The sequence below is a fragment of the Pseudomonas sp. H3_C08 genome, from assembly GCF_054669455.1.
Map to the genome: position 1 here is coordinate 2,034,399 of NZ_CP162803.1, position 19,969 is coordinate 2,054,367.

A 19,969-nucleotide genomic window follows, 5' to 3' on the forward strand; every position below is an offset into this window, starting at 1 on the left:
TTGCAGTTCCATCTATCCACTTTAAGCAGCACCAAAGCGCACCAAAAGAGTGCGCAAGGTCACCCCATGACAACGTGCAATCCGCTCCAGGTTCAAGCGTTCAACACCGCCGATGTGGCCGAGCAAGTCCGCGCCACACCGGGCTGGGTCCAGCATTACCAACAAATGTCGCCGGGCCATTTCGCCGGGCAGATCCGCTATCTGGATCTGCAGGGTGTCGAGGTCTACGAAGAGCAGATGAACACACGCGTCGAACAGAACTTCAGCGCGCCATCGGGTGCCTTGGCGTTCTGTTTCGATCGCAGTGACAACGCGCTGTATCTGCTCAATGAAGAGAGCCGCAACATCTGGATCACCCCGGAGAACTACCAGGAAATCGCCGTGGTGTTCGGTCCGGAATTTGTCCGCCAGCACGGTCTGAATGTGGCGAAGCTCGAAGGGTTGTTCATGACGCAACTCAATTGCGGACAGAACGCTTTGTTCAGTCGCTGGTTAAGCTCAACTCTCACGAAGTTGTCACAAGCTGTTGATCTGCTTGATAAAGAGTCATTGACGCAGCAGCTACTTGAAGACTGCCTGTTCATCCTCGACAACGCTCACACCAGCCTCGATCGCGGCGGATTACAGCGGCGTAGCGAAGAGCGGATGATCATGAAACGGGTGGGGGAATGGGCGGCGGATTCGCCGGAAGACACCGTCAATCTGCTTGAGCTGTCACACGTGGCAGGCGTGCCGTTGCGCCAATTGCAGCAGGCATTCAAGGCCTACACCGGGATGACCCCGAGTCACTGGCTGCGCCTACGCCGGTTGAACAGCGCACACCGTGAATTGCTCAAGCGCCGGCCAACGGAGACCACCGTGGCCGAGGTGGCGATGCACTGGTCGTTCTGGCATTTGGGAAGGTTTTCCAGCAGTTACCGGGCGTTGTTCAAGGAGTTGCCGAGCGAGACCTTGAAGCGCTCATGAAAGCTGTCGCGGTTAAAAAGGCTTTGTCTCGGCGCCGAAGTTAAATAGAATCACTCTCATTTGAAACTGACTTCGCGCAGGACTCTTGAGATGACTGAAGCAGCGACGCCATCGCCGCAGCACCTGCACGAACTGTATCGCGATCACCGAGGCTGGCTGGAAACCTGGCTGCGCCGGCGCATGGGCAATGCCTGGGATGCGGCGGACCTGAGCCAGGACACGTTCTTGCGCGTGCTGTGCAGCGCTCAGCCGATTGCCGACGTGCGTGAACCGCGCGCGTATTTGCTGACCGTGGGCAAACGCCTGCTGAGCAATTTCTACACCCGCCGCAGTCTGGAAAAAGCCTACCTCGAAGCCTTGGCGCAGTTGCCGGAGGAGTGCGTGCCGTCGCCCGAACAACGTTGGCTGCTGCTGGAAACCCTGCAAGCGCTGGATGAACTGCTCGATGGTTTGCCCCGAGCTGTGCGCCGGGCGTTTTTGTGGAGTCAGCTTGAAGGCCTCGGTTACCGCGAAATCGCCGAGCGCTTGCAGGTCTCAGAACGCACAATAAAACGTTATATGGCGCAGGCTTACGAGCATTGTTTGATGTTGGATCTATGATGCGTGTCGCGCCCGGCAACGAAGCGCGTGAAGTCGCCCGTGCCGCCGCACAGTGGTTGGCATTGCTCGAATCCGGCGAGGCCAGTGAAGCCGATCACGTGCGACTGAAGCACTGGCGCGACAGCGATAACCGCCATGAAAACGCCTGGCAGAAGCTTCAATCGTTGCGTCAGCGCTTTTCCAGTCTGCCAGCAGAATTGGCCATGGCCACACTCGATCGCCCGGATCTGGCGCGGCGGGCAGCATTGAAAAGGGCGCTGGGGCTGGCGGCTTTGGTGCCTGCGGCGTGGCTGATCAGTCGCCAGTTGCCGCTCGACGTCTGGCGCGCGGATTTGCAGACTTCCACCGGAGAGCACACGCGAACACGGTTGGCCGACGGCAGCACCTTGCAACTGAACACCGCCAGTGCGGTGAACGTCGATCTGGCCAGCCGTCAATTGACGTTGGTGCGTGGCGAAATGGCGCTCAACGTTCCGGGTAGCAAGGCGTTGACGGTCAACGCGCCGTACGGTCGGATCGTTGTCAGCCGCAGCGAAATCTGCGTGCGCCTCAACGAGCGTGACTGCAACGTGTCGGTGGTCAGCGGCTCGGTGCAATTGCAGCCGTTGCGCGGGCCGGCACTTTGGTTGAGCGCCGGGCAACAGGTCAATCTGCACGCTTCCGGCGCCGGGCCGGTTGCGCTGTTCGACGCAAAAATGCCGGGCTGGCGTGACGGTGTGTTGATGGCGCAAAACCAGCCGCTGGGGGACTTTCTTCGCGAGTTGAGCCGTTATCGCTCGGGGCTTCTGCGCTGGGAGTCGGCACTTGAACGTCTGCGTGTCACCGGCAGTTTCCGCCTCGACGACACCGATAAAGTGCTGGCCCTGCTGGCGGCGAGCCTGCCGTTGGAGGTGCATTCGCGCACGCGTTACTGGGTAACGCTGACGCCGCGAAAAAATTTCGTCTGAAGCCTGTCCCTTTTTTTCGCCTCGCTGGTCATTCCAGGCAAGTGAACAAATCGAGAGCGTCTTCCAATGCCCGCAGTATTCCCAAGTCGTTTGCGTCCGTTGTTGCAGTTGAGCCTTTTGCTGAGCCTGAGTGCCAGCCCCGTGTTGATCCAGACCAGTTGGGCCGAAGACGCCGCTCGGCGCAGTTACCAGGTGCCGGCCGGTAGTTTGAGCGCCGCACTGACCCGCTTTGCCGGGTTGGCCGGAGTCAATCTGTCGGTGGATCCGGCGCTGGTCAGCGGGCGCAACAGTAATGGTTTGTCCGGCGAATTTGGCGTGGAGGAGGGGTTCACCCGGTTGTTGCTCGGCTCTGGTTTGCAACTGCAACCGCTGGGTGAGCACGCTTACACCCTGGTGCCCGCAGCGGAGGCCGGAAGCCTGCAACTGGCGCCGACGTCGATCCTCGGCGCCAGCAATTCGACAGGCGCTGATGTCTTTGCCGGAGGGCAGGTGGCGCGGCGCGGTTCGCAGGGTTTGCTGGGGTCGAAAGACTTCATGGAAACCCCGTTCAGCATGACCACCTACACCAGCGAGACGGTGAAAAACCAACAGGCGCGCACGCTGGGCGATCTGATCGCCAGCGACCCTTCGGTGCGCGCGACCAATCCGGCCGGTGGTCGTTACGAGCAATTCACCATCCGTGGTTTCAGTCTGTTCAACAGCGACGTCGCCTATAACGGCCTCTATGGCGTGCTGCCGACGTACACCATTGACATGGAAATGGCCGATCGCGTCGACATTCTCAAAGGCCCGAGCCAACTCATCAACGGCATCTCGCCACGGGGTAGCGTGGGCGGGGGCATCAACGTGGTGCCCAAGCGAGCCACCGACAAACCGATCACCTCGCTGACGGCCAATTATGCGTCGAACAATCAGGTCGGCGGCGCGGTGGATGTCGGCCGGCGGTTCGGTGAGGACAATCAGTTCGGCTTGCGTTTCAACGGCGTCAAGCAGTCCGGTGACACGGAGTGGGATCATCAAAGTGTGGACCGCGATATGGCCGTGTTCGGCCTGGACTTTCGCGGTGAGCGGCTAAGGCTTTCGACCGACATCGGCCACACCGAGCGCGATACCGATGCACCGCAAGAGCGCGTGCAAGTCGCCGCCAATGCCAAGGTGCCCAACGCCAAGGATGTGCGCGATAACTACGCGCAACCGTGGACGCAGGCGAAAACCGAGGACACCTTCGGCACGCTCAACGCTGAGTTTGATGTCAGTGATTCGGTGATGGTCTACGGCGGTGTCGGTGCTCGCAAAAGCAATCACGACTTCCTTCGACATGCGGTTTCCGTGACCAACGATGCCGGTGATTTCAGCGTTCAACCGCGTGATTTCACCCGCGACGAGAATGTCCGTACCGCAACGGCCGGCGTGCGCAACTGGTTCCATACCGGGCCGGTGAGCCATGAAGTCAATCTGGCGGCCAGCTACTTCTACATGGATTTCGAGAACGGCGGCGCGCGTTACGCGGCCGGTCGCAGCAACCTGTACGACCCGGTGGAAACCGCGAAACCCGGCACGCCGACGCGCTACGACGCCAAGGTCTACACGGAAAACCGCTTCAGCGGCGTGGCGTTATCCGACACCCTGGGCTTTTTCGATGATCGATTGCTGCTGACCCTCGGCGCCCGCTGGCAACGAGTGAAAGTCGATGACTGGAGCGATGACGTCAAAGGCGACACGGCTTACGACGAGGAAAAGGTTTCGCCCTCGGGCGGCATTCTGTTCAAGGCGACTGACAAGCTGTCGCTCTACGCCAACTACATGGAAGGCCTGAGCCAGGGCAAGATCGCGCCGTCAACGTCAGTGAACGAAGACGAAATCTTCCCGCCGTTTATCAGCCGTCAGGTCGAGATCGGTGCCAAGTACGACGCCGGTTCGTATGCTTTAACGGCAGCAGTATTCAGGATCAAGCAACCCGCCTATGAAACCAACGCCACGACCCGGGTCTTCGGCCCGAACGGCAAACGACAGAACAACGGCGTGGAGCTGAGCATGTTTGGCGAACCGCTCAAAGGCCTTCGGTTGCTCGGCGGCGTGATGTACATCGACAGCGAGCTGACCCACACCACCAACGGCACGTTCGACGGCAATCGCGCGCCGGCCACGCCGAAATACAACGTCAATCTCGGCGCCGAGTGGGACGTGCCGACGGTGCAGGGCCTGACGTTGACCGGGCGCGGCATTTATTCCAGCTCGCAGTATCTGGATCAGTCGAACAACAAGGAAATCGACTCCTGGGAGCGCTTTGACGTGGGTACGCGGTACGCCTTCAAGGTCGATGAGAAAACCATCACCCTGCGCGCCAACGTCGAGAACGTGCTGGATAAACGCTACTGGAGTTCAGCAGGCGCTTCGGATGACAGTGAACCGGGGTTGACGTTGTCGACACCGAGAACTTATCTGCTTTCAGCGACGGTGGATTTCTGATTCCACTCGGTAAATCAAAAGCGTGCTCTCAGCGAGCTGACCCACTCTTACAGTGATGTCCTGACCACCAATGGACAGTCAACTCGCTGGGTTCCCGAAAGCTCCAGGGTCTCGATCAGATGCCGTGCAGCCTGGCGCCCAATGTCGTAGTACGGCAGTTGCACGGTGGTCAGCGGCGGGATGAACAACTCGGCAATGCCGATCATGTTGTCGTAGCCGAGGACGGCGACATCGTCGGGAATTTTCAGGCCACGCCCCAACAACAACTGATAGGCACAAAAGGCAATGCGGTCGTTGCCACAGATCAAAATATCGAATTTGGGACGACCATCAATGACATGCCGGTCGAGGATAGCGGCTGTTTCACCATAGGCATCATGATCGGAAAGGTCGTATTGCAGGAGCGTGTCCGGCGCCAGTCCGAATGCCTGACAGGCACGCTGCAGGCCTTTTTGTCGCAGCCCCCATGCCAGACTCTGTTTCGGCAGATTGATACACAAAGGACGCTTGTAGCCGAGGCTCAACGCGTGGTGTACGGCGCGATACTGGCCCATTTCGTCGTCGGGTACATAGCTGACGAGGCTGCTGTCATCTGCCAGACAATTGGCGAGCACCAGAGGCTTGCTCTTCAAGCGCTCGGGAATGCTGACCTGGCGAAACCCCATGGCGCTGAAGATCAAGCCATCCGGACGGTGCGACAGCATCAGGTCGATGTTCTGGTCGGTGGGCGGGTTGCTCAGCAGGTTGAGGATAAAGACATTCCAACCGGCCTGTTGCGCGGTCTGCTCAATGGACAGCAGCAGCTCGACCGCAAAGGGCGTGGTCGCAGTGTCCAGCGCGAACACACCGATGGTTCGCGACTGGAGGTTGTCACCGCGCATCTTGCGCGCTGACAGGCTGGGTACGAATTGCAGTTCATCAATGGCTCGACGCACCCGTAGAAGGGTTTCGGGGCTCAGTTTTTCCGGACTATTGAGCGCTCGAGACACCGTCATCAGGGACACGCCGGCCAGCTGTGCAACGTCTTTCACTGAAGTCATGCGAAGTGCGGCCGGTCAGGTTGACGCAGAATCATGACACAGGGCCCGGGCTTCTCGCGACCCGAATGACGCCGCTCATGACCATCCCGAACCCAGAGGCCATGCCTTGGCAATCGAGACGCGCCCGCCACTCCCGCTGGCCACCAGCTTCACGCCCAGACTGTCGGAACGCGGATAGAGGCGACTGCTGAGGCTGAAGCGGCCGTTTTCGTCGAATACCTCGATGGATGAGCGATCAAGAAACACGCGCAGTTCCAAGCGCTCTTGTGTCGGGTCTATCGCCACGCTGCGCTGGCCTGTGACTTGCGGACCCGAGCGGCTGCGATCAAGCACCAGGCGCTGCAGTGACGGATCATAGTAGAGCAGGGTTTCTTCACGGCCATCGTCGCTGCAGCGCAAGGCGACTCCCAAGTGGCCGTCAGTGCAGCCGAGCAGATCGAGATGCACATGGATTTCCAGCATGTCGCCGTTTACCTCCGGCACCCAGCGGGCTCCCGACGCTTCCCACCACGGCGTACCCGGCAATAGCGCCATTCGCAGCGCGCTGAGCTCGCGTGCCGGATACACGCGAAGGCGATCGGCGCGCAGTTCAAGTTCGCGGGGTAATCCGAGCATGCCGCACCAGTGATGGGCCTGGCTCGGCATCGGGCTTTCCCACATGTCCAGCCATGCCCATACGAGGCGCCGACCATCGGCGGCCAACAGCGTTTGCGCTGCATAGAAATCGTGGCCGTTATCCAGCTCGATAAAAGGCCCGCCGGTGAAGTGCCACTGGTTGTCGAGCTGGCCCACTCGATAACCGCTCTGGTATTTGTTGAGCCGGTCATAACCGTCGGCTTGCATGCCTTGTGGTGAGTACAGCAGCACATCGCGTCCATTCAGGCGAAACAGGTCCGGGCATTCCCACATATAGCCATCGCCCTCGCTGCCGGCGGACACATAGTCGAGGAATTCCCAGACGTGCAGATCCGTGGAGCGGTACAGCGGCAGTAGCGGTCTGTCGCCCAGACGTGCGCCGGCAATCAGGTACCAATAGCCATCTTCCTGCCAGACCTTGGGGTCGCGGAAATGCATGATGGCGTCTTGCGGCGCGCTGTCGATCACTGCGCCGTGTTTGACGAAGCGGATGCCATCGGTACTGGTTGCCAGGCACTGCACTTGACGGATCAAGCGCTCGTCACCCACTTCGCCCAGCCAGGTGTGCCCGGTATAGATCAGGGCCAGAGTATCGCCACAGACCACGGCGCTACCGGAGAAACAGCCGTCGCGGTCGCAGTCATCGCCGGGGGCCAGTGCAATGGGCAGGTGCTGCCAGTGCACCAGATCGGCACTCTTGGCATGGCCCCAATACATCGGCCCCCAATTCGCGTCGAAGGGGTGATGCTGATAGAACACGTGATACTCGCCACGGAAGTACACGACCCCGTTCGGGTCGTTCATCCAGCCTGCCGGCGGGGCAATATGGTAACCGGGTCGATAATCCTCAATGACGCGAGACTGGCTGTCAGCCAGTGCGCGCTGCGCAAGGTCAAGGGTCGAAGACATGAGATCGCTCGGGGTATTCAAAGACAGGGTCATAGGGCGTGTGCTCGGATTGAGCGTAGAGAGAGGTCATCCGCCATGGATTCAATGACTTTCGGGTAGCGCTTCAATGCCAAGCCGTCGGTGTCGAACAGGTGAATCTTGTCGATGTCCGGCTGCAGTTCGACCCGATCGCCTGCCTGCCATCCGGCGTTGACTTCACAACGACAGATCAATGGCTCGTCCTGCCCGGTATCCAGGTGCACATAGGTTTCACTGCCCAGGTATTCGATCCCGGTCACGACGACGCCAGCGCTTCCCGGCGCCGCTTTGAGTGACAGGTGTTCCGGGCGAACGCCCAGGCTCAGCGCGGCGTCTGCCGCCAGGTTCGAGCTGTCGAAGGGCAGGGTGGTCATCCCCAAAACCGGAGTATCAACCAGGCTGGTTTCGCCCGGCGCATGCAGGCGGGCCGGCAGGAAATTCATTCTCGGCGAACCGAGAAAACCGGCGACAAAGCGGCTGGCCGGGCGCTCGTAGAGTTCGCGCGGTGAGCCGACCTGCTCGACGTGACCGCCATTGAGCACAACAATTTTGTCGGCCAAGGTCATCGCTTCGACCTGATCGTGGGTGACGTAGATCATGGTTGAGCGCAGTCGCGCATGCAGCCGGGCGATTTCGTTGCGCATCTGCACCCGCAAGGACGCATCCAGGTTGGACAGCGGCTCATCGAACAACAAAATGTCCGGTTCCCGCGCCATGGCTCTGCCCATGGCTACACGCTGACGCTGCCCTCCAGACAACTCTTTTGGCTTGCGTAGCAGCAGTTTGTCCAATTGCAGGATTTGCGCAGTTTTCAGTACCCGCTCGCGCAGGCTGCTCTTTTCAGTCTTGGCCAGTTTGAGGCCAAAACTGATGTTGTCGTAGACGCTCATGTGTGGGTACAGCGCATAGGACTGAAACACCATGCCGACGCCACGTTCGCGCGGTTCGAGGTCGTTGACCCGGCGCCCGTCGATCAGCAGGTCGCCGGCGCAGATCGAATCCAGTCCGGCGATCAGCCGTAGCAGCGTCGACTTTCCGCAGCCCGAAGGACCGACGAACACCACGAATTCACCCGCAGCGATCTCCAGGTTGATGTCGCGAAGAATCCGCGCGCCGCCCAATTGTTTGTTGACGTTGTCCAGTTTCAATTTCATCACGATGCGGTTCCTTGTCTTTATTGGGCATCAACCCTTTAACGCGCCGGCAGTGAGACCGGAAACGATTCGGCGCTGGAAGATCAGCACCAGAATCACCAGTGGGACGGTGACCAGCACTGAGGCGGCCATCAACAAGCCCCAAGGCAACTCATGGGGGCTGCCGCCGGAAATCAAGGCGATGGCCACCGGCACCGTGCGTTGGCTGTCGGTGAGGGTGAACGTCAGGGCAAACAGAAACTCGTTCCACGCGGCGATGAAGGCCAGCAAGCCCGTGGTGACCAGGGCGGGCCAGAGCAGCGGCAACAGCACGCGGGTCAGCGTCACCCAGGGCGAAGCACCATCCATGATTGCCGCTTCCTCCAGTTCATGGGGCAGTTGGCCCATAAAGGTGGTCAGTACCCAGACGGTGAAGGGCAGGGTGAAAATCGTGTAGCTCAGGATCAGCGCCCACGACGTGTTGTATAGACCCAAGGCGCGGATCACTTCGAACAGTCCCGACAGCACCGCGACCTGGGGAAACATCGACACGCCAAGGACCATCATCAACACCGTGCCACGTCCACGGAATTTGACCCGGCCCAAGGCATAGGCAGCGGTGAGGCTGAGGAACAGCGCCAGTGTCACCACGCACAGCGCAACCACCAGCGAATTACCGATTGCTCGCAGGAATGAGGCCTGGTGGAGGACCGCCGCGTAATTGGAGAAGTCAGGATTTTCGATCCAGTAGCTCACCTCGAACAAGGCGCTGGAGGGCTTCAGCGAAGTCACGATGGCGTAGTAGAACGGGAAAACCGCATACAGCAGCAACACCCCGATCAGACACCAGAATCCGAGGCGCAACAGCGCTTTTTTCAGCAGGCGCGGGCTCATGCGCGGACCTCCAGTTGACGGCGTCCGAGGTAGAGATAAAGCATGGCGATCACCGCGACCACGAGAAACAACAGCGTCGACGCCGCGCTGCCGTAACCGACGTCCTGGAACTCCACCAGGTGCTGACGGGCATACACCGACATGCTCATGGTGCTCGACGAGTTCGAGGTCAGCACATAGATGACGTCGAATACCCGCAGGGAATCGAGGATGCGAAAGATCGCCGCCACCAGCAGTGCAGGCATCAACAGTGGCAGGGTGACGCGCCAGAACACCTTCAGCGGATGAATGCCATCGACCCTGGCCGCTTCGTAGCAATCGCTCGGCAACATCTGCAAGGCCGCCAGCATCAGCAGCGTGACGAAAGGCACGGTCTTCCAGACATCAACGATGATCACCGCCCACATCGACAGGTCGGCATCTGCCGTCCAGGCCAGGGGAGCATCAATCAGGCCGAGACTGAGCATCAGATGATTGATGATGCCGAACTGGTCGTTAAGCATCCATGACCAGATCTTCGCCGAGACAATCGTCGGAATCGCCCACGGAATCAGAATCAACGCCCGCACCAGAGAACGGCCGGTGAACTTGATGTTCAGCAGCAACGCCACCAACAACCCCAGCACGACCTCCAGTCCCACCGAGACCACCGTGAAATACAACGTGTTGCGCACCGCATTCCACCACTGCGGATCGACGAGGATGCCCGACCAGCCGGAATCGCTGAACAACAGATAATTGCTCAAGCCTATGAAGGTTGCGCCACCGGTGTCTGCCAGGCTGGCGTCGGTCAGGCTGAACCAGAATGTGCGCAGCAGCGGCCACGCGGCCACCAGGGCCAGGCAGACCAGCATTGGCGTCAGAAACAGCCAGGCAGCGCGCACCCGGCGCCGTTGTACAGGCGTTTCCCTCGTGAGCAGAAGCTCGTCAAAGGGGGCATGGGTCGTAGAGACAGACATGGTGATTTCCTTCCTTGTGGCTTACCAGTTCCGGCGTTTGATACGCGTGAGTTCACTTTCCAGTTCGGCCAGTGCCTGATCCACGGGCAACTCGCCCGCCAGCACGCCATGCACCCGATCGAAGAAGGCATTGGAGACCCGTGGATAACGATCGGCGGTGATGGCGGCGGGGCGCATGACCCCAGCGTTGAGAATGCTGTGCAGCTGAGCGTAATAAGGCATGGCCGCGAGCAACTCGGGATCTTGATACAGCGACTCGATCACCGGGTTATAGCCGCCTGTCAGAGCGCGATGTTTTTGCTCTTGGGCACTCGTCAGGTAGCTCACCAGTTCTGCGGCAAGTTTGGGATGAGCGCTGTAACGCGATACGGCCAGGCCCCAGCCACCGAGGGTGGAAGCATGTTCGCCGGTTTCGCCGCCGCGGGGCAGGGGAGCGACGCCGACCTTGTCTTTTACGGCACTGTCCTGGCTTTGCACCAGGGCCCAGACATAAGGCCAGTTACGCATGAATAGCGCATTGCCCGACTGGAATACACCACGTCCTTCTTCCTCGGTGTAATTGAGCACGCCACGCGGAGAGATGTCTCCGACCCAGCTTTTCGCCAGCGTTAACGCCGCTCTCGAGGCCTGACTGTTGACCACGATGTCGCCGCGTTGATTGATCAGGCCGCCTTGCGGTTGGCTGCTGATCCACTCCAGCGCATTGCACGTCAGCCCCTCGTAGGCACGCCCCTGAAAGATGTAACCCCAGGCATTGGCGTTCCCGGCGTTGCGTTCAGCCTGTTGCACATCCCTGGCGGTAGCGGTCATTTCCTCCCACGTTTGAGGAACCTGTTTGTTGTATTTCTCAAGCAAGTCCTTGCGGTAATACAGCAGCCCTGAGTCGGTGAACCACGGCATCGTCACCAGCCGGTCGTTGACCGTGGCGTTATCGACCTGGGCCTGGAAGTAGCCTTGGGTCGCGTTCGCGGGAAGCACCTCCCGCAGATCCAGCAGGTGTTTTGCCAGCATCCCCGGCCACACCATGTCGATTTGAATGATGTCGATGTCAGTGGACTGCGCACTGAGGATCTGCTGGTAGAACGACAACCTCTCGGTTGCCGAGTTAGGCGTGGAGACCACCTCGACGTTGTTGCCGGTCTGTTTCGACCATGTCTCGACGGCCTCTTTGCACAGTTGCAACTCCGCACCCACGGCACCGCAAGAGATCGTCAGATCGGTTGCGTTCGACACGGATGGCAGTGCGGCAGACAGGGTGATCAATGCAACGGGCAGGAGCGATTTCAGGTGTTTCATCGAGCGTCCTTTATTTTTGTTTTTAGAAAAGTTAACGTTAACATCGCCAAATGTAGCAGCGTATTTGCGATGAGGCATCCTTTTTTTCGTCGATTGCGACAACTCGCAACGCACGTAAAAAACGGCCGTTTGCGTCAACCAACAATAAAAACAAAACAGGGATTTCATATGCACAAAGCAACAGGCTGGCTACTGGCAGGTGTGCTCGGCACATCCGCAGCGACCGCTCAGGCCGCGACACTGGAAGAGCGCATGGCCGCACTTGAGGCGCGTGCCAGCGCAGCGGAAAAGCGTGCAGCCACGGCCGAACAGCAGACCCAGGCACTTGCCCGGGAATTGCAGCAGGTCAAACGCGCGGCGCCGCCCTTGCAACCCGTCGCCTCTAACGCAACAGCCATTTCGGCACCTGCTCTGGACACCCGACTGGCAAAACTCGAAGCCCGTCAGCAAAGCCTGGAAAAGGAGGGCAGTACTGGGAACCTCACCGATGGGTTCAGCTTCAACGGCTATGCGCGCTCCGGATTGCTGGTTGACGAGGGGCTGGGTGGCGGGCGTGGCGGCCCTTATACAACGCCGGCCGGTTCGGTGGGCGGGGCAGTCGGGCGACTCGGTAACGAGGACGACACCTACATGCGTATCGACCTGTCGAAAGAGGTCTATGCGCAAAACGGTACCCGTTCCAAATTCACCGTCTCCATCGCCGACGGTGTGGAAAGCTCCAATGACTGGACGGCCGACGAAAGCAAACTCAACGTACGCCAGGTGTTCGCCACCCTCGACCATGTCGCTGCATTCAAAGGCAATTCAGTCTTCGAGAACGCTACGCTGTGGGCGGGCAAGCGGTTCGATAGAGATAATTTCGATATCCACTGGCTGGACTCCGACGTCGTTTACCTGGCCGGCACCGGCGGTGGAATTTACGATGTGCAGATGAACAAGCATTGGCGCTCGAATTACTCGTTGATTGGGCGTAGCTACGGGGATTTCAGTCAGGGCGGTATCAATGCCGATGTGGAAAGCTACATCCTGACCTCCAACCAGTTCTTCGAGGATGGCCAGTGGCAGTGGATGTACAACGCCATCGGCGCCAAGAAAAACGATTTCGGCACCCACACCAACAAGGCCGGTTTGACGCCTGCGGATAGCGGTTTGCACAGCATGCTGGCCAATCACCAGAAAACCTTTTTCGGCAGAGAAGGGTTCTTCAAAACGGCGCTGCTCTATGGACAAGGCCTGGGGGCAGAGGTCAAGAACGTTGGCTCGGACGGTGAACTGATCGACGACGCCCGCGCGCTGCGTCTGGCGCTTTACGGTGAGACGCCGCTGACCTCTGACTGGCGCATCGGGCCCAGCTTGCTGGCCGAACAGAGCAAGGATAGATACGTTAAAGGTGACGACTACCGCTGGCTGACCCTCAACGTGCGATTGGCCAACAAAATCAACAGCAACTTCGAAATGGCCTACGAAATGAGCTGGCAAACCATGAACCTCGACCCCAAGGGCTATCTACAACGTAATGCGGTCGATGGTAACTTCTGGAAGTTCACGGTCGCCCCGACATTCAAACTCGACGTCGGCGATCTACTCACGCGTCCGGAGTTGCGAGTGTTCGCCAGCTACATGAACTGGTCTTCGGATCTGGACCGGTTCAGTACTAACGACTCCTTTGGCATGTCCGACTTCCAGGCGGGTGGGGTGTGGCAATACGGCATCCAGATGGAAACCTGGTTTTAATTGTTGAACGCACTTGCGATAGTGCAGTGCTGGAGCGGCAAAGGATGCTCCAGGCTAATGATGTCGTTTCTTCCCAGGATGGATGATTACCCAATGCTCAAGTTCAATGCTCATCTCGGCTTCCAATTCAATGAATTGCCTTTTCTGCAGCGCATCGAAGCCGCCGCAGCCGCCGGTTTCCGGGCAGTTGAGTTCCCGTCACCGTATGAATTCGACGCCAGTCTGCTTGCCGACCATCTAGCCCAATACAGTTTGCCGTTGATTCAGTTCGCCGCCCCGGCTGGCGTGACCAAGGGCATCGCCGCGTTACAGGGCAGGGGAGAGGAATTTCGTGACGGGTTGCTCCAGGCCGCCCGCTACGCAAAGACCTTGGCGTGTGCGGATGTCCACATCATGTCGGGCGTTACCACGCAGAATGACGCTGAACGAACCTACGCGGGCAACCTGGAATATGCGGTGAAGTACTTGGAAGATCAGGGGCTGCGGCCGCTGATCGAAGTGATCAGCGCGCAGGCGATGCCGGGCTATTACATGTCTGACTTCAGCAAGGCGCAACAGGTACTGGAGACGTTCCCGAGTGTCGGGCTAATTCTTGATCTTTACCATGCCCAGCTTTTGACCGGAGACGCAGCCGACGTGCTGGCGCGGTTCTATGACAGAACCGTGCATGTGCAAATTGCCGATTGCCCGGGTCGTCACGAGCCGGGAACGGGGAGTATCGACTTTGCTGCGTTATTCGCGGCGCTGGAGCAACGCGGCTACGCCGGATGGATTGGCTGTGAGTACCGTCCTTCTGGAACTACCGTTGCGAGTCTTGACTGGTTCAAGCAGCTAAGTGCTTAGGTGCTAGACAAAAATCTTTGAGTCGCTGATGTGGGCAAAATCGCCGCCATCAAAGGCAAAAGCCCTTGATGGCCGAGCGAGAAGAACCCATCGATATCGGCCTGACGCTGGCGGGTAGGGGGGATTTAATGCCTGATGCGGTTTTTGTAAGTCGAACTATTTTGTTCGGAGATTGTGATCCGGCAGGGGTGGTTTACACCCCGCGATTCTCACATTTTGCTGTAGAGGCCATTGGTGTAGCACTTGACAGATGGGTAGGGGGGCCGGGGCTTAGAGCAGTGATGAGTTTTAATATATTGCCGCCGGTGCGTGCGATGTCGATCGAGTTGCTGGCTCCGCTGACGTGGGATGACGAAATGACTATTAAAGTTGGCGTGGCCAGGTTAGGCGAGCACTCTTTTACTTTTTTGGTTGAGGGGGTTATAGGCGAAGGCGTGCTGGCATTTACCGCGAATGTCACACACGTTTGTGTCTCACCGGAAAGTAAAGAAGTTGTACCCATTCCAGCTCCGTTGCGAGCGCTTCTTTCATAGACGATCAGACGGACTCAACAAACGTTTGGGGGGCTGTCGAGTGTCCGGTTGTGGTCAAAATCTACCGTTCCTCACCGGCAGTTATGGGCGATTGCGGCCTTGGTGACCGGCAGCAATCGGCCAAGAGCGGACGTTTGCGCGCTCCGAAACAAGCCGTCGTTCACTCCTGTGAGTAAGGCGCGTTATCTGCCGACTGATGCCAAATAGATCCATGGGCTCGGCAGAGCTCAACGGAATATCTGTCGCACAACATTTCGATGGCGGCTTTATTAAGTGCCTGATCTGAAGAGGAGATTGACCCACCACAGGTCAGGTACAAGTACAACGCAACCAGGGCCTCCAGCCTCGACGAGTCGGACTGCACGGTAAACCTTGAGACATCTACCTCGCTCGCATTGATTTCGATGTAAGGGTCATCGCTCTCTCTGTCCTTCACATACAGGTATGTCCAAGAGCGGCTGTTCACAGGGTATGAATCACCATCCGTGTCTACGTTTCGCCCAGGGCCATAGAGCAAATCCAGAAAACATCTGAAGTCGGGCCGTTCGCTAACGACGGTCACTGTGTACATAGGTTCTCCGTATTGTCCGCTTTGGGTCGAAAACAGCTTTTTGTGACTGGCATCTTCTGACCGGAAGTTGACGGTCAGGAGCGGCAGCTAACGGCCATATGCGGTCATTTACCTGACTCGATAACAGCGGACGTTTAGAGTCGGGAAAGTAACTTTACGCTGATTGGCTGAAAAAACTGAACAGTGCATCCAGCATCAGTGTGCTTATCTTTGCCCGCGGCCGCTCTAGACTGGGTCGTACCTTTCCCAGCCCAGGAGCGTTGTCATGTCCAAACATTCAATCAACGGCAAGGTCGTACTGATCGCCGGCGGTGTGAAAAATCTCGGCGGCTTGCTCGCTCGCGATCTCGCCCAGCACGGCGCTAAGGCTGTGGTGGTGCATTACAACAGCGCCTCCAGCCAGGGCGATGCCAACGCCACCGTGGCGGCTCTCGAAGCGTTGGGAGCCAAGGCAGTGGCGTTGCAGGCAGACCTGACCACTGCCGGTGCAGTGGAAAAGCTGTTCAGCGATGCCGTGGCCGCAGTCGGGCGCCCGGATATTGCGATCAACACCGTGGGCAAGGTATTGAAAAAGCCTATGGCCGAGATCACCGAAGCTGAGTACGACGAGATGATGGCGGTTAACTCCAAAACCGCGTTTTTCTTTCTCAAGGAAGCCGGTAAGCACCTCAACGACAACGGCAAGATCTGCACCATCGTCACCTCGTTGCTCGGCGCGTTCACGCCGTTCTACGCGGCGTATGCCGGCAGCAAAGCGCCGGTGGAGCAGTTCACCAGAGCGGCTGCGAAAGAACTTGGCGCGCGTGGTATTTCAGTGACGGCAGTGGGCCCTGGCCCGATGGATACTCCGTTTTTCTATCCGGCCGAAGGTCAGGATGCGGTGAACTATCATAAGACCGCCGCCGCGCTTTCGCCGTTCTCGCGCACGGGCCTGACTGATATCGAGGATGTGGTGCCGTTTATTCGCAACCTGGTGAGTGATGGCTGGTGGGTGACGGGCCAGACGATTTTGATCAACGGCGGTTACACCACCAAGTAACGGGCGAAAAAACGATTGCAACCCCGCAATGTCGCGTTAACACTTTTCCCGACAAACCAGGCCATGGGGTTGCTATGAGCGCCGATCAGTCTGCACATCACCCGTTACTTCGCCACCGTGATGGTCACCATGCGCGGGTGACGTTCGAAGAGCTGTTGTTCGATCTCGTCTATGTCTTCGCCGTGACCCAACTCAGCCACGGCCTGCTCCATCACCTGACCCTGGTCGGCGTGATGGAGACCCTTATTCTGTGGTTCGCGGTATGGCTTGGCTGGCAATACACCTGCTGGGTCACCAACTGGTTTAACCCGGAAACCCCGCGGGTGCGCGGCCTGATCTTCGCCCTGATGTTTCCCGCCTTGCTGATGGCGGCGAGCATTCCTGAAGCCTTTGGCGAGCGGGGCTTAGTGTTTGCGCTGGCCTATGTGGCGATTCAGGTAGGCCGTACCGCCTTTATCGTGCTGCATTTGCCCGGTGAACACGCGCTGGCACCGAACTTCAAGCGCATGCTCGGCTGGGTAGTGATTGCCGCGGCGTTCTGGTTGGCGGGCGCGTTTATGGAAGGGCCGTGGCGTATCGGCCTATGGCTAATCGCGGTGCTGTGTGAGTACGTGTCGCCCATGTTCGGCTTTGCGCTGCCGGGGCTGGGACGCTCGCGCACCAGTGACTGGACCATCGAGGGCGCGCATCTAGCCGAGCGTTGCCAGCTGTTTGTGATTGTCGCACTGGGCGAAACGCTGCTGGCCAGCGGCGCGGTGCTCGCCGAAACCGAGCACTGGGATATTCCCGTGTTGGTGGGGTTATTGGTGACCTTACTGGGCACTCTGGCTATGTGGTGGTTGTACTTCGGCACGGCGAGCAAAGACGCCATTCATTGCGTTACCCACTCCAAGGACCCTGGGCGCACCGGCGCTTACTTTCATTACATTCACGCAGTGCTGGTGGCCGGCATCATTGCCACGGCCGTCGGCAATGATCTGGTCATGGCCCACCCCGACAAGCACATGAACACGGCCTACGTCGTGACCCTGCTGCTGGGGCCCATGATCTTTCTATTCGCCAGCCTGTTGTACAAACGCGAGGTGTATCAGGTGGTCGCCAAATCGCACCTGGCCGGCATCGTGCTATTGCTGGCGCTGGCGCCGATTGCGGTTTTGACCGACCTGCTGATGGTGGGCACGTTGACCACCATGGTGTTGTTGATCGTCAGTTTCGTGGAATGGCGGGTGGTGCGCCGGTTTCGAGCGAAACAGGCTAACGCCGTCGTCGAGCACTGATAACCCATGGACCGCATCGAGCAGTACCGCGTTTTCGTTCAGGTGGCTGAGCTCGGCAGTTTCATCCAGGCCGCACGACTGCTTAAACTGCCGCGTGCCACAGTATCGGCGGCCATTCAACAATTGGAAGCCAATGCCGGAACGCGCTTGTTGCACCGCACCACGCGCAAGGTGTCATTGACCACCGACGGCACCCAGTTACTGCAGCGAGCGCGCCAAGTGTTGGTCGAGATCGATGAGATCGACCAACTGTTCCACACCCATCAAGAGCAGGTGATGGGGCGCCTGGAAGTCGATGTGCCCAGCCGTATCGCCCGGCGCCTACTCATTCCCGCGCTTCCCGAGTTTTTCCAGCGTTATCCGCGCCTGCAACTGGGCCTGGGTTCCACCGACCGGGCGATAGACCTGGTGCAGGAGGGCGTCGATTGTGTGATTCGTTTCGGCACGCCGCAGAGCAGCAGCCTAGTAGTGAAACCGTTGGGGCAGGTGTTGCTGATCAACTGCGCCAGCCCCGCCTACCTGGCCGAATTTGGCGTGCCCACCGAGCTTGCCCAGTTGCAGGAGCGGCACGTATGCGTCGGCTATGTGGCGGGGTCGGGCGGGCAAGAGGCTCAGTGGGAATATTGTCTCGACGGCGTCCGCCAGTCGTTTCCACTGCCCAGTCAACTCGTGGTCAATAATGCGGAAAGCTACATCGCCGCGTGCTGCACAGGGCTCGGTTTGATTCAGGTGCCGTTGTTCGATGTGCAGCATTTACTGGATAGCGGCGAGCTGGTGGAGGTGCTGGCCGCTTACCGGCCGCCGTCGATGACCGTGTCTTTGCTGTATCCGGATCGTCGCCAACGCTCCCGGCGCCTCGGTGCATTTATCGAGTGGTTTGCCGGCTTGATGGCGCCGTATCTGCAGAGTAAGTAACGCCGTTTCGATTGGCGGTAAAGCCTGGACGCCGCATCCAGCGCCCTAGGCTTATATTTGCGTGAGGCGGATCTTGACTGGGTAGGTCTTGTAACCGTCGGGAGCACTATCGCCAAGTTTGGCCGCCCGGGACGCATGTTTTCAAAGGCATAGAGGCAGATTCCCCCCCTGTAAACGTCCGCTATTGACCGATTATCGAATCTGCCAGGCGATCGGTCTCGACAAGAGCGCGGTCAGCCGTTCATTGCAGACGCTGGAAGCAGCGGGGCGGATCACTAGTCAGTTGGATCCCAAGGATGCACGGCGTTACACCGTGCGATTGACGGCCAGCGGTAAAGAACTGCATGACCGCGTGCTCAAAGTTGCACTCGAGCGTGAGTCGCGTCTACTCAGCGGATTGACCCCGGCTGAGGTCGATACGTTGGTCGACTTGCTTGGCCGCCTGCATCTGCAAGTGCCCAATGTGAACAGTTATGACCCGAGTGAGGAGTGAATCAGCGGAAGATCGAAATTTGTCTGGAAAGTTCGTCATTCGTCTTCGATATGCGCTTAACTACACTAAATGGTCGTTTAGTTGAGCTATAAAAAACCACCATAAAATCAAGGGGGCGGGCGATGATTCAACGTAAAGCAAGCACACAAGACGTGATCAATGCGCTGAATCTCGAGCCTCATCTCGAAGGCGGCTATTTTCGTAGAACCTATCAGTCAGACCATCGCGATTGGCTCGAAACCGCTGGCGGCCCACGTTACCTGATGACGTCGATCTACTATCTGCTGACCGAGCAATCACCGGTTGGCCAGTTTCATTTCAATCAGTCTGACATCCTGCATTATTTCCACTTGGGCGACGCACTCGAATACAGCCTGATCCATGCGGACGGTTCATTGCAGACAGTCATCATGGGCAACGATGTTCTCGCAGGACAGCGTTTGCAATTGCACGTACCGGGTGGCATCTGGAAAGCATCACGATTGCTGGACGGCAAAAACGGATTTGGATTGATCAGTGAAGCGGTTTCGCCAGGATTTGATTTTGCCGACATGGAGATGGGGAATCGCCAGAAGCTCACTACAGCGTTTCCACAGCATCGAGCATTGATTGAAAAGCTGACGCGGGATGAGGATTGAGCGATGCAGATTCAGAGGATTAATCAGGTTGGAGGGAAAGCCGGTTTGGGGCATTGCAG

18 protein-coding genes are annotated in these 19,969 nt (G+C 58.6%); 12 read left to right on the forward strand and 6 right to left on the reverse strand.

Going from position 1 to position 19,969, the window contains the following annotated elements:
* Positions 1-66 precede the first annotated feature (66 nt).
* From AB4N74_RS09385 to AB4N74_RS09400, 4 genes are all read left to right on the forward strand, one after another.
* Positions 67-966 carry a helix-turn-helix domain-containing protein gene (locus AB4N74_RS09385; protein ID WP_460099634.1) on the forward strand — a complete coding sequence of 300 codons (900 nt, stop codon included), beginning with the start codon at positions 67-69 and terminating at the stop codon, positions 964-966.
* A gap of 90 nt (positions 967-1,056) precedes the next feature.
* Positions 1,057-1,566, forward strand: a complete 510-nt coding sequence (locus tag AB4N74_RS09390; protein ID WP_116256183.1) for a sigma-70 family RNA polymerase sigma factor — start codon at positions 1,057-1,059, stop codon at positions 1,564-1,566.
* On the forward strand, positions 1,563-2,513 hold the full coding sequence (locus tag AB4N74_RS09395) for a FecR domain-containing protein (protein ID WP_460099638.1): 951 nt from the start codon (positions 1,563-1,565) through the stop codon (positions 2,511-2,513). The genes AB4N74_RS09390 and AB4N74_RS09395 overlap by 4 nt, the downstream gene beginning before the upstream one ends.
* 66 nt (positions 2,514-2,579) lie before the next feature.
* Positions 2,580-4,982, forward strand: a complete 2,403-nt coding sequence (locus AB4N74_RS09400; protein ID WP_460099641.1) for a TonB-dependent siderophore receptor — start codon at positions 2,580-2,582, stop codon at positions 4,980-4,982.
* A gap of 47 nt (positions 4,983-5,029) precedes the next feature.
* Here AB4N74_RS09400 and AB4N74_RS09405 read toward each other — a convergent pair whose 3' ends face one another.
* The 6 genes from AB4N74_RS09405 to AB4N74_RS09430 all read right to left on the reverse strand — a co-directional run bounded on the left by AB4N74_RS09405 (position 5,030) and on the right by AB4N74_RS09430 (position 11,867).
* Positions 5,030-6,022 (reverse strand): LacI family DNA-binding transcriptional regulator, encoded by a 993-nt coding sequence (locus tag AB4N74_RS09405; protein ID WP_460099643.1) that lies wholly within the window; start codon positions 6,020-6,022, stop codon positions 5,030-5,032.
* Between the two features lie 75 nt (positions 6,023-6,097).
* Entirely contained in the window at positions 6,098-7,567 is a 1,470-nt protein-coding gene (locus AB4N74_RS09410; RefSeq protein WP_460099646.1) for a glycoside hydrolase family 32 protein, read from the reverse strand.
* Positions 7,568-7,596: 29 nt separating this feature from the next.
* A complete protein-coding gene (locus tag AB4N74_RS09415; protein WP_460099649.1) occupies positions 7,597-8,742 on the reverse strand; it encodes an ABC transporter ATP-binding protein in 1,146 nt (381 codons plus the stop codon).
* Between the two features lie 27 nt (positions 8,743-8,769).
* Entirely contained in the window at positions 8,770-9,612 is an 843-nt protein-coding gene (locus tag AB4N74_RS09420) for a carbohydrate ABC transporter permease (protein WP_007910217.1), read from the reverse strand.
* On the reverse strand, positions 9,609-10,571 hold the full coding sequence (locus AB4N74_RS09425) for a carbohydrate ABC transporter permease (protein WP_093432644.1): 963 nt from the start codon (positions 10,569-10,571) through the stop codon (positions 9,609-9,611). Before AB4N74_RS09425 ends, AB4N74_RS09420 begins: the two co-directional genes overlap by 4 nt.
* Before the next feature lie 21 nt (positions 10,572-10,592).
* Entirely contained in the window at positions 10,593-11,867 is a 1,275-nt protein-coding gene (locus tag AB4N74_RS09430; protein ID WP_116256177.1) for an ABC transporter substrate-binding protein, read from the reverse strand.
* 168 nt (positions 11,868-12,035) lie between these two features.
* Between AB4N74_RS09430 and AB4N74_RS09435 the strand changes: the two genes are divergently transcribed.
* The 8 genes from AB4N74_RS09435 to AB4N74_RS09470 all read left to right on the forward strand — a co-directional run bounded on the left by AB4N74_RS09435 (position 12,036) and on the right by AB4N74_RS09470 (position 19,910).
* Positions 12,036-13,601: a carbohydrate porin gene (locus AB4N74_RS09435; protein WP_460099654.1), complete on the forward strand. Its 1,566-nt coding sequence runs from the start codon at positions 12,036-12,038 to the stop codon at positions 13,599-13,601.
* A 93-nt stretch (positions 13,602-13,694) separates the two neighbouring features.
* A complete protein-coding gene (locus AB4N74_RS09440) occupies positions 13,695-14,444 on the forward strand; it encodes a hydroxypyruvate isomerase family protein (RefSeq protein ID WP_414925993.1) in 750 nt (249 codons plus the stop codon).
* 128 nt (positions 14,445-14,572) lie between these two features.
* Positions 14,573-14,977 (forward strand): acyl-CoA thioesterase, encoded by a 405-nt coding sequence (locus AB4N74_RS09445; RefSeq protein WP_460101095.1) that lies wholly within the window; start codon positions 14,573-14,575, stop codon positions 14,975-14,977.
* 836 nt (positions 14,978-15,813) lie between these two features.
* On the forward strand, positions 15,814-16,587 hold the full coding sequence (locus tag AB4N74_RS09450; RefSeq protein WP_090401062.1) for an SDR family oxidoreductase: 774 nt from the start codon (positions 15,814-15,816) through the stop codon (positions 16,585-16,587).
* Between the two features lie 74 nt (positions 16,588-16,661).
* Entirely contained in the window at positions 16,662-17,864 is a 1,203-nt protein-coding gene (locus AB4N74_RS09455) for a low temperature requirement protein A (protein WP_099759136.1), read from the forward strand.
* Positions 17,865-17,870: 6 nt separating this feature from the next.
* On the forward strand, positions 17,871-18,779 hold the full coding sequence (locus AB4N74_RS09460) for a LysR family transcriptional regulator (RefSeq protein ID WP_099759137.1): 909 nt from the start codon (positions 17,871-17,873) through the stop codon (positions 18,777-18,779).
* A 184-nt stretch (positions 18,780-18,963) separates the two neighbouring features.
* A complete protein-coding gene (locus AB4N74_RS09465; RefSeq protein WP_460099659.1) occupies positions 18,964-19,272 on the forward strand; it encodes a MarR family winged helix-turn-helix transcriptional regulator in 309 nt (102 codons plus the stop codon).
* Positions 19,273-19,394: 122 nt separating this feature from the next.
* Entirely contained in the window at positions 19,395-19,910 is a 516-nt protein-coding gene (locus tag AB4N74_RS09470) for a cupin domain-containing protein (RefSeq protein WP_460099662.1), read from the forward strand.
* Positions 19,911-19,969: the final 59 nt, after the last annotated feature.

Excerpts from the sequence above, each read along its gene's own strand:
- AB4N74_RS09425 (WP_093432644.1), bottom strand. The coding sequence starts at position 10,571 with ATGTCTGTCTCTACGACCCATGCCCCCTTTGACGAGCTTCTGCTCACG.
- AB4N74_RS09445 (WP_460101095.1), top strand. The coding sequence starts at position 14,573 with ATGCCTGATGCGGTTTTTGTAAGTCGAACTATTTTGTTCGGAGATTGT.
- AB4N74_RS09420 (WP_007910217.1), bottom strand. The coding sequence starts at position 9,612 with ATGAGCCCGCGCCTGCTGAAAAAAGCGCTGTTGCGCCTCGGATTCTGG.
- AB4N74_RS09455 (WP_099759136.1), top strand. The coding sequence starts at position 16,662 with ATGAGCGCCGATCAGTCTGCACATCACCCGTTACTTCGCCACCGTGAT.
- AB4N74_RS09460 (WP_099759137.1), top strand. The coding sequence starts at position 17,871 with ATGGACCGCATCGAGCAGTACCGCGTTTTCGTTCAGGTGGCTGAGCTC.
- AB4N74_RS09435 (WP_460099654.1), top strand. The coding sequence starts at position 12,036 with ATGCACAAAGCAACAGGCTGGCTACTGGCAGGTGTGCTCGGCACATCC.
- AB4N74_RS09405 (WP_460099643.1), bottom strand. The coding sequence starts at position 6,022 with ATGACTTCAGTGAAAGACGTTGCACAGCTGGCCGGCGTGTCCCTGATG.
- AB4N74_RS09400 (WP_460099641.1), top strand. The coding sequence starts at position 2,580 with ATGCCCGCAGTATTCCCAAGTCGTTTGCGTCCGTTGTTGCAGTTGAGC.
- AB4N74_RS09410 (WP_460099646.1), bottom strand. The coding sequence starts at position 7,567 with ATGTCTTCGACCCTTGACCTTGCGCAGCGCGCACTGGCTGACAGCCAG.
- AB4N74_RS09430 (WP_116256177.1), bottom strand. The coding sequence starts at position 11,867 with ATGAAACACCTGAAATCGCTCCTGCCCGTTGCATTGATCACCCTGTCT.
- AB4N74_RS09390 (WP_116256183.1), top strand. The coding sequence starts at position 1,057 with ATGACTGAAGCAGCGACGCCATCGCCGCAGCACCTGCACGAACTGTAT.
- AB4N74_RS09450 (WP_090401062.1), top strand. The coding sequence starts at position 15,814 with ATGTCCAAACATTCAATCAACGGCAAGGTCGTACTGATCGCCGGCGGT.
- AB4N74_RS09440 (WP_414925993.1), top strand. The coding sequence starts at position 13,695 with ATGCTCAAGTTCAATGCTCATCTCGGCTTCCAATTCAATGAATTGCCT.
- AB4N74_RS09395 (WP_460099638.1), top strand. The coding sequence starts at position 1,563 with ATGATGCGTGTCGCGCCCGGCAACGAAGCGCGTGAAGTCGCCCGTGCC.
- AB4N74_RS09470 (WP_460099662.1), top strand. The coding sequence starts at position 19,395 with ATGATTCAACGTAAAGCAAGCACACAAGACGTGATCAATGCGCTGAAT.
- AB4N74_RS09385 (WP_460099634.1), top strand. The coding sequence starts at position 67 with ATGACAACGTGCAATCCGCTCCAGGTTCAAGCGTTCAACACCGCCGAT.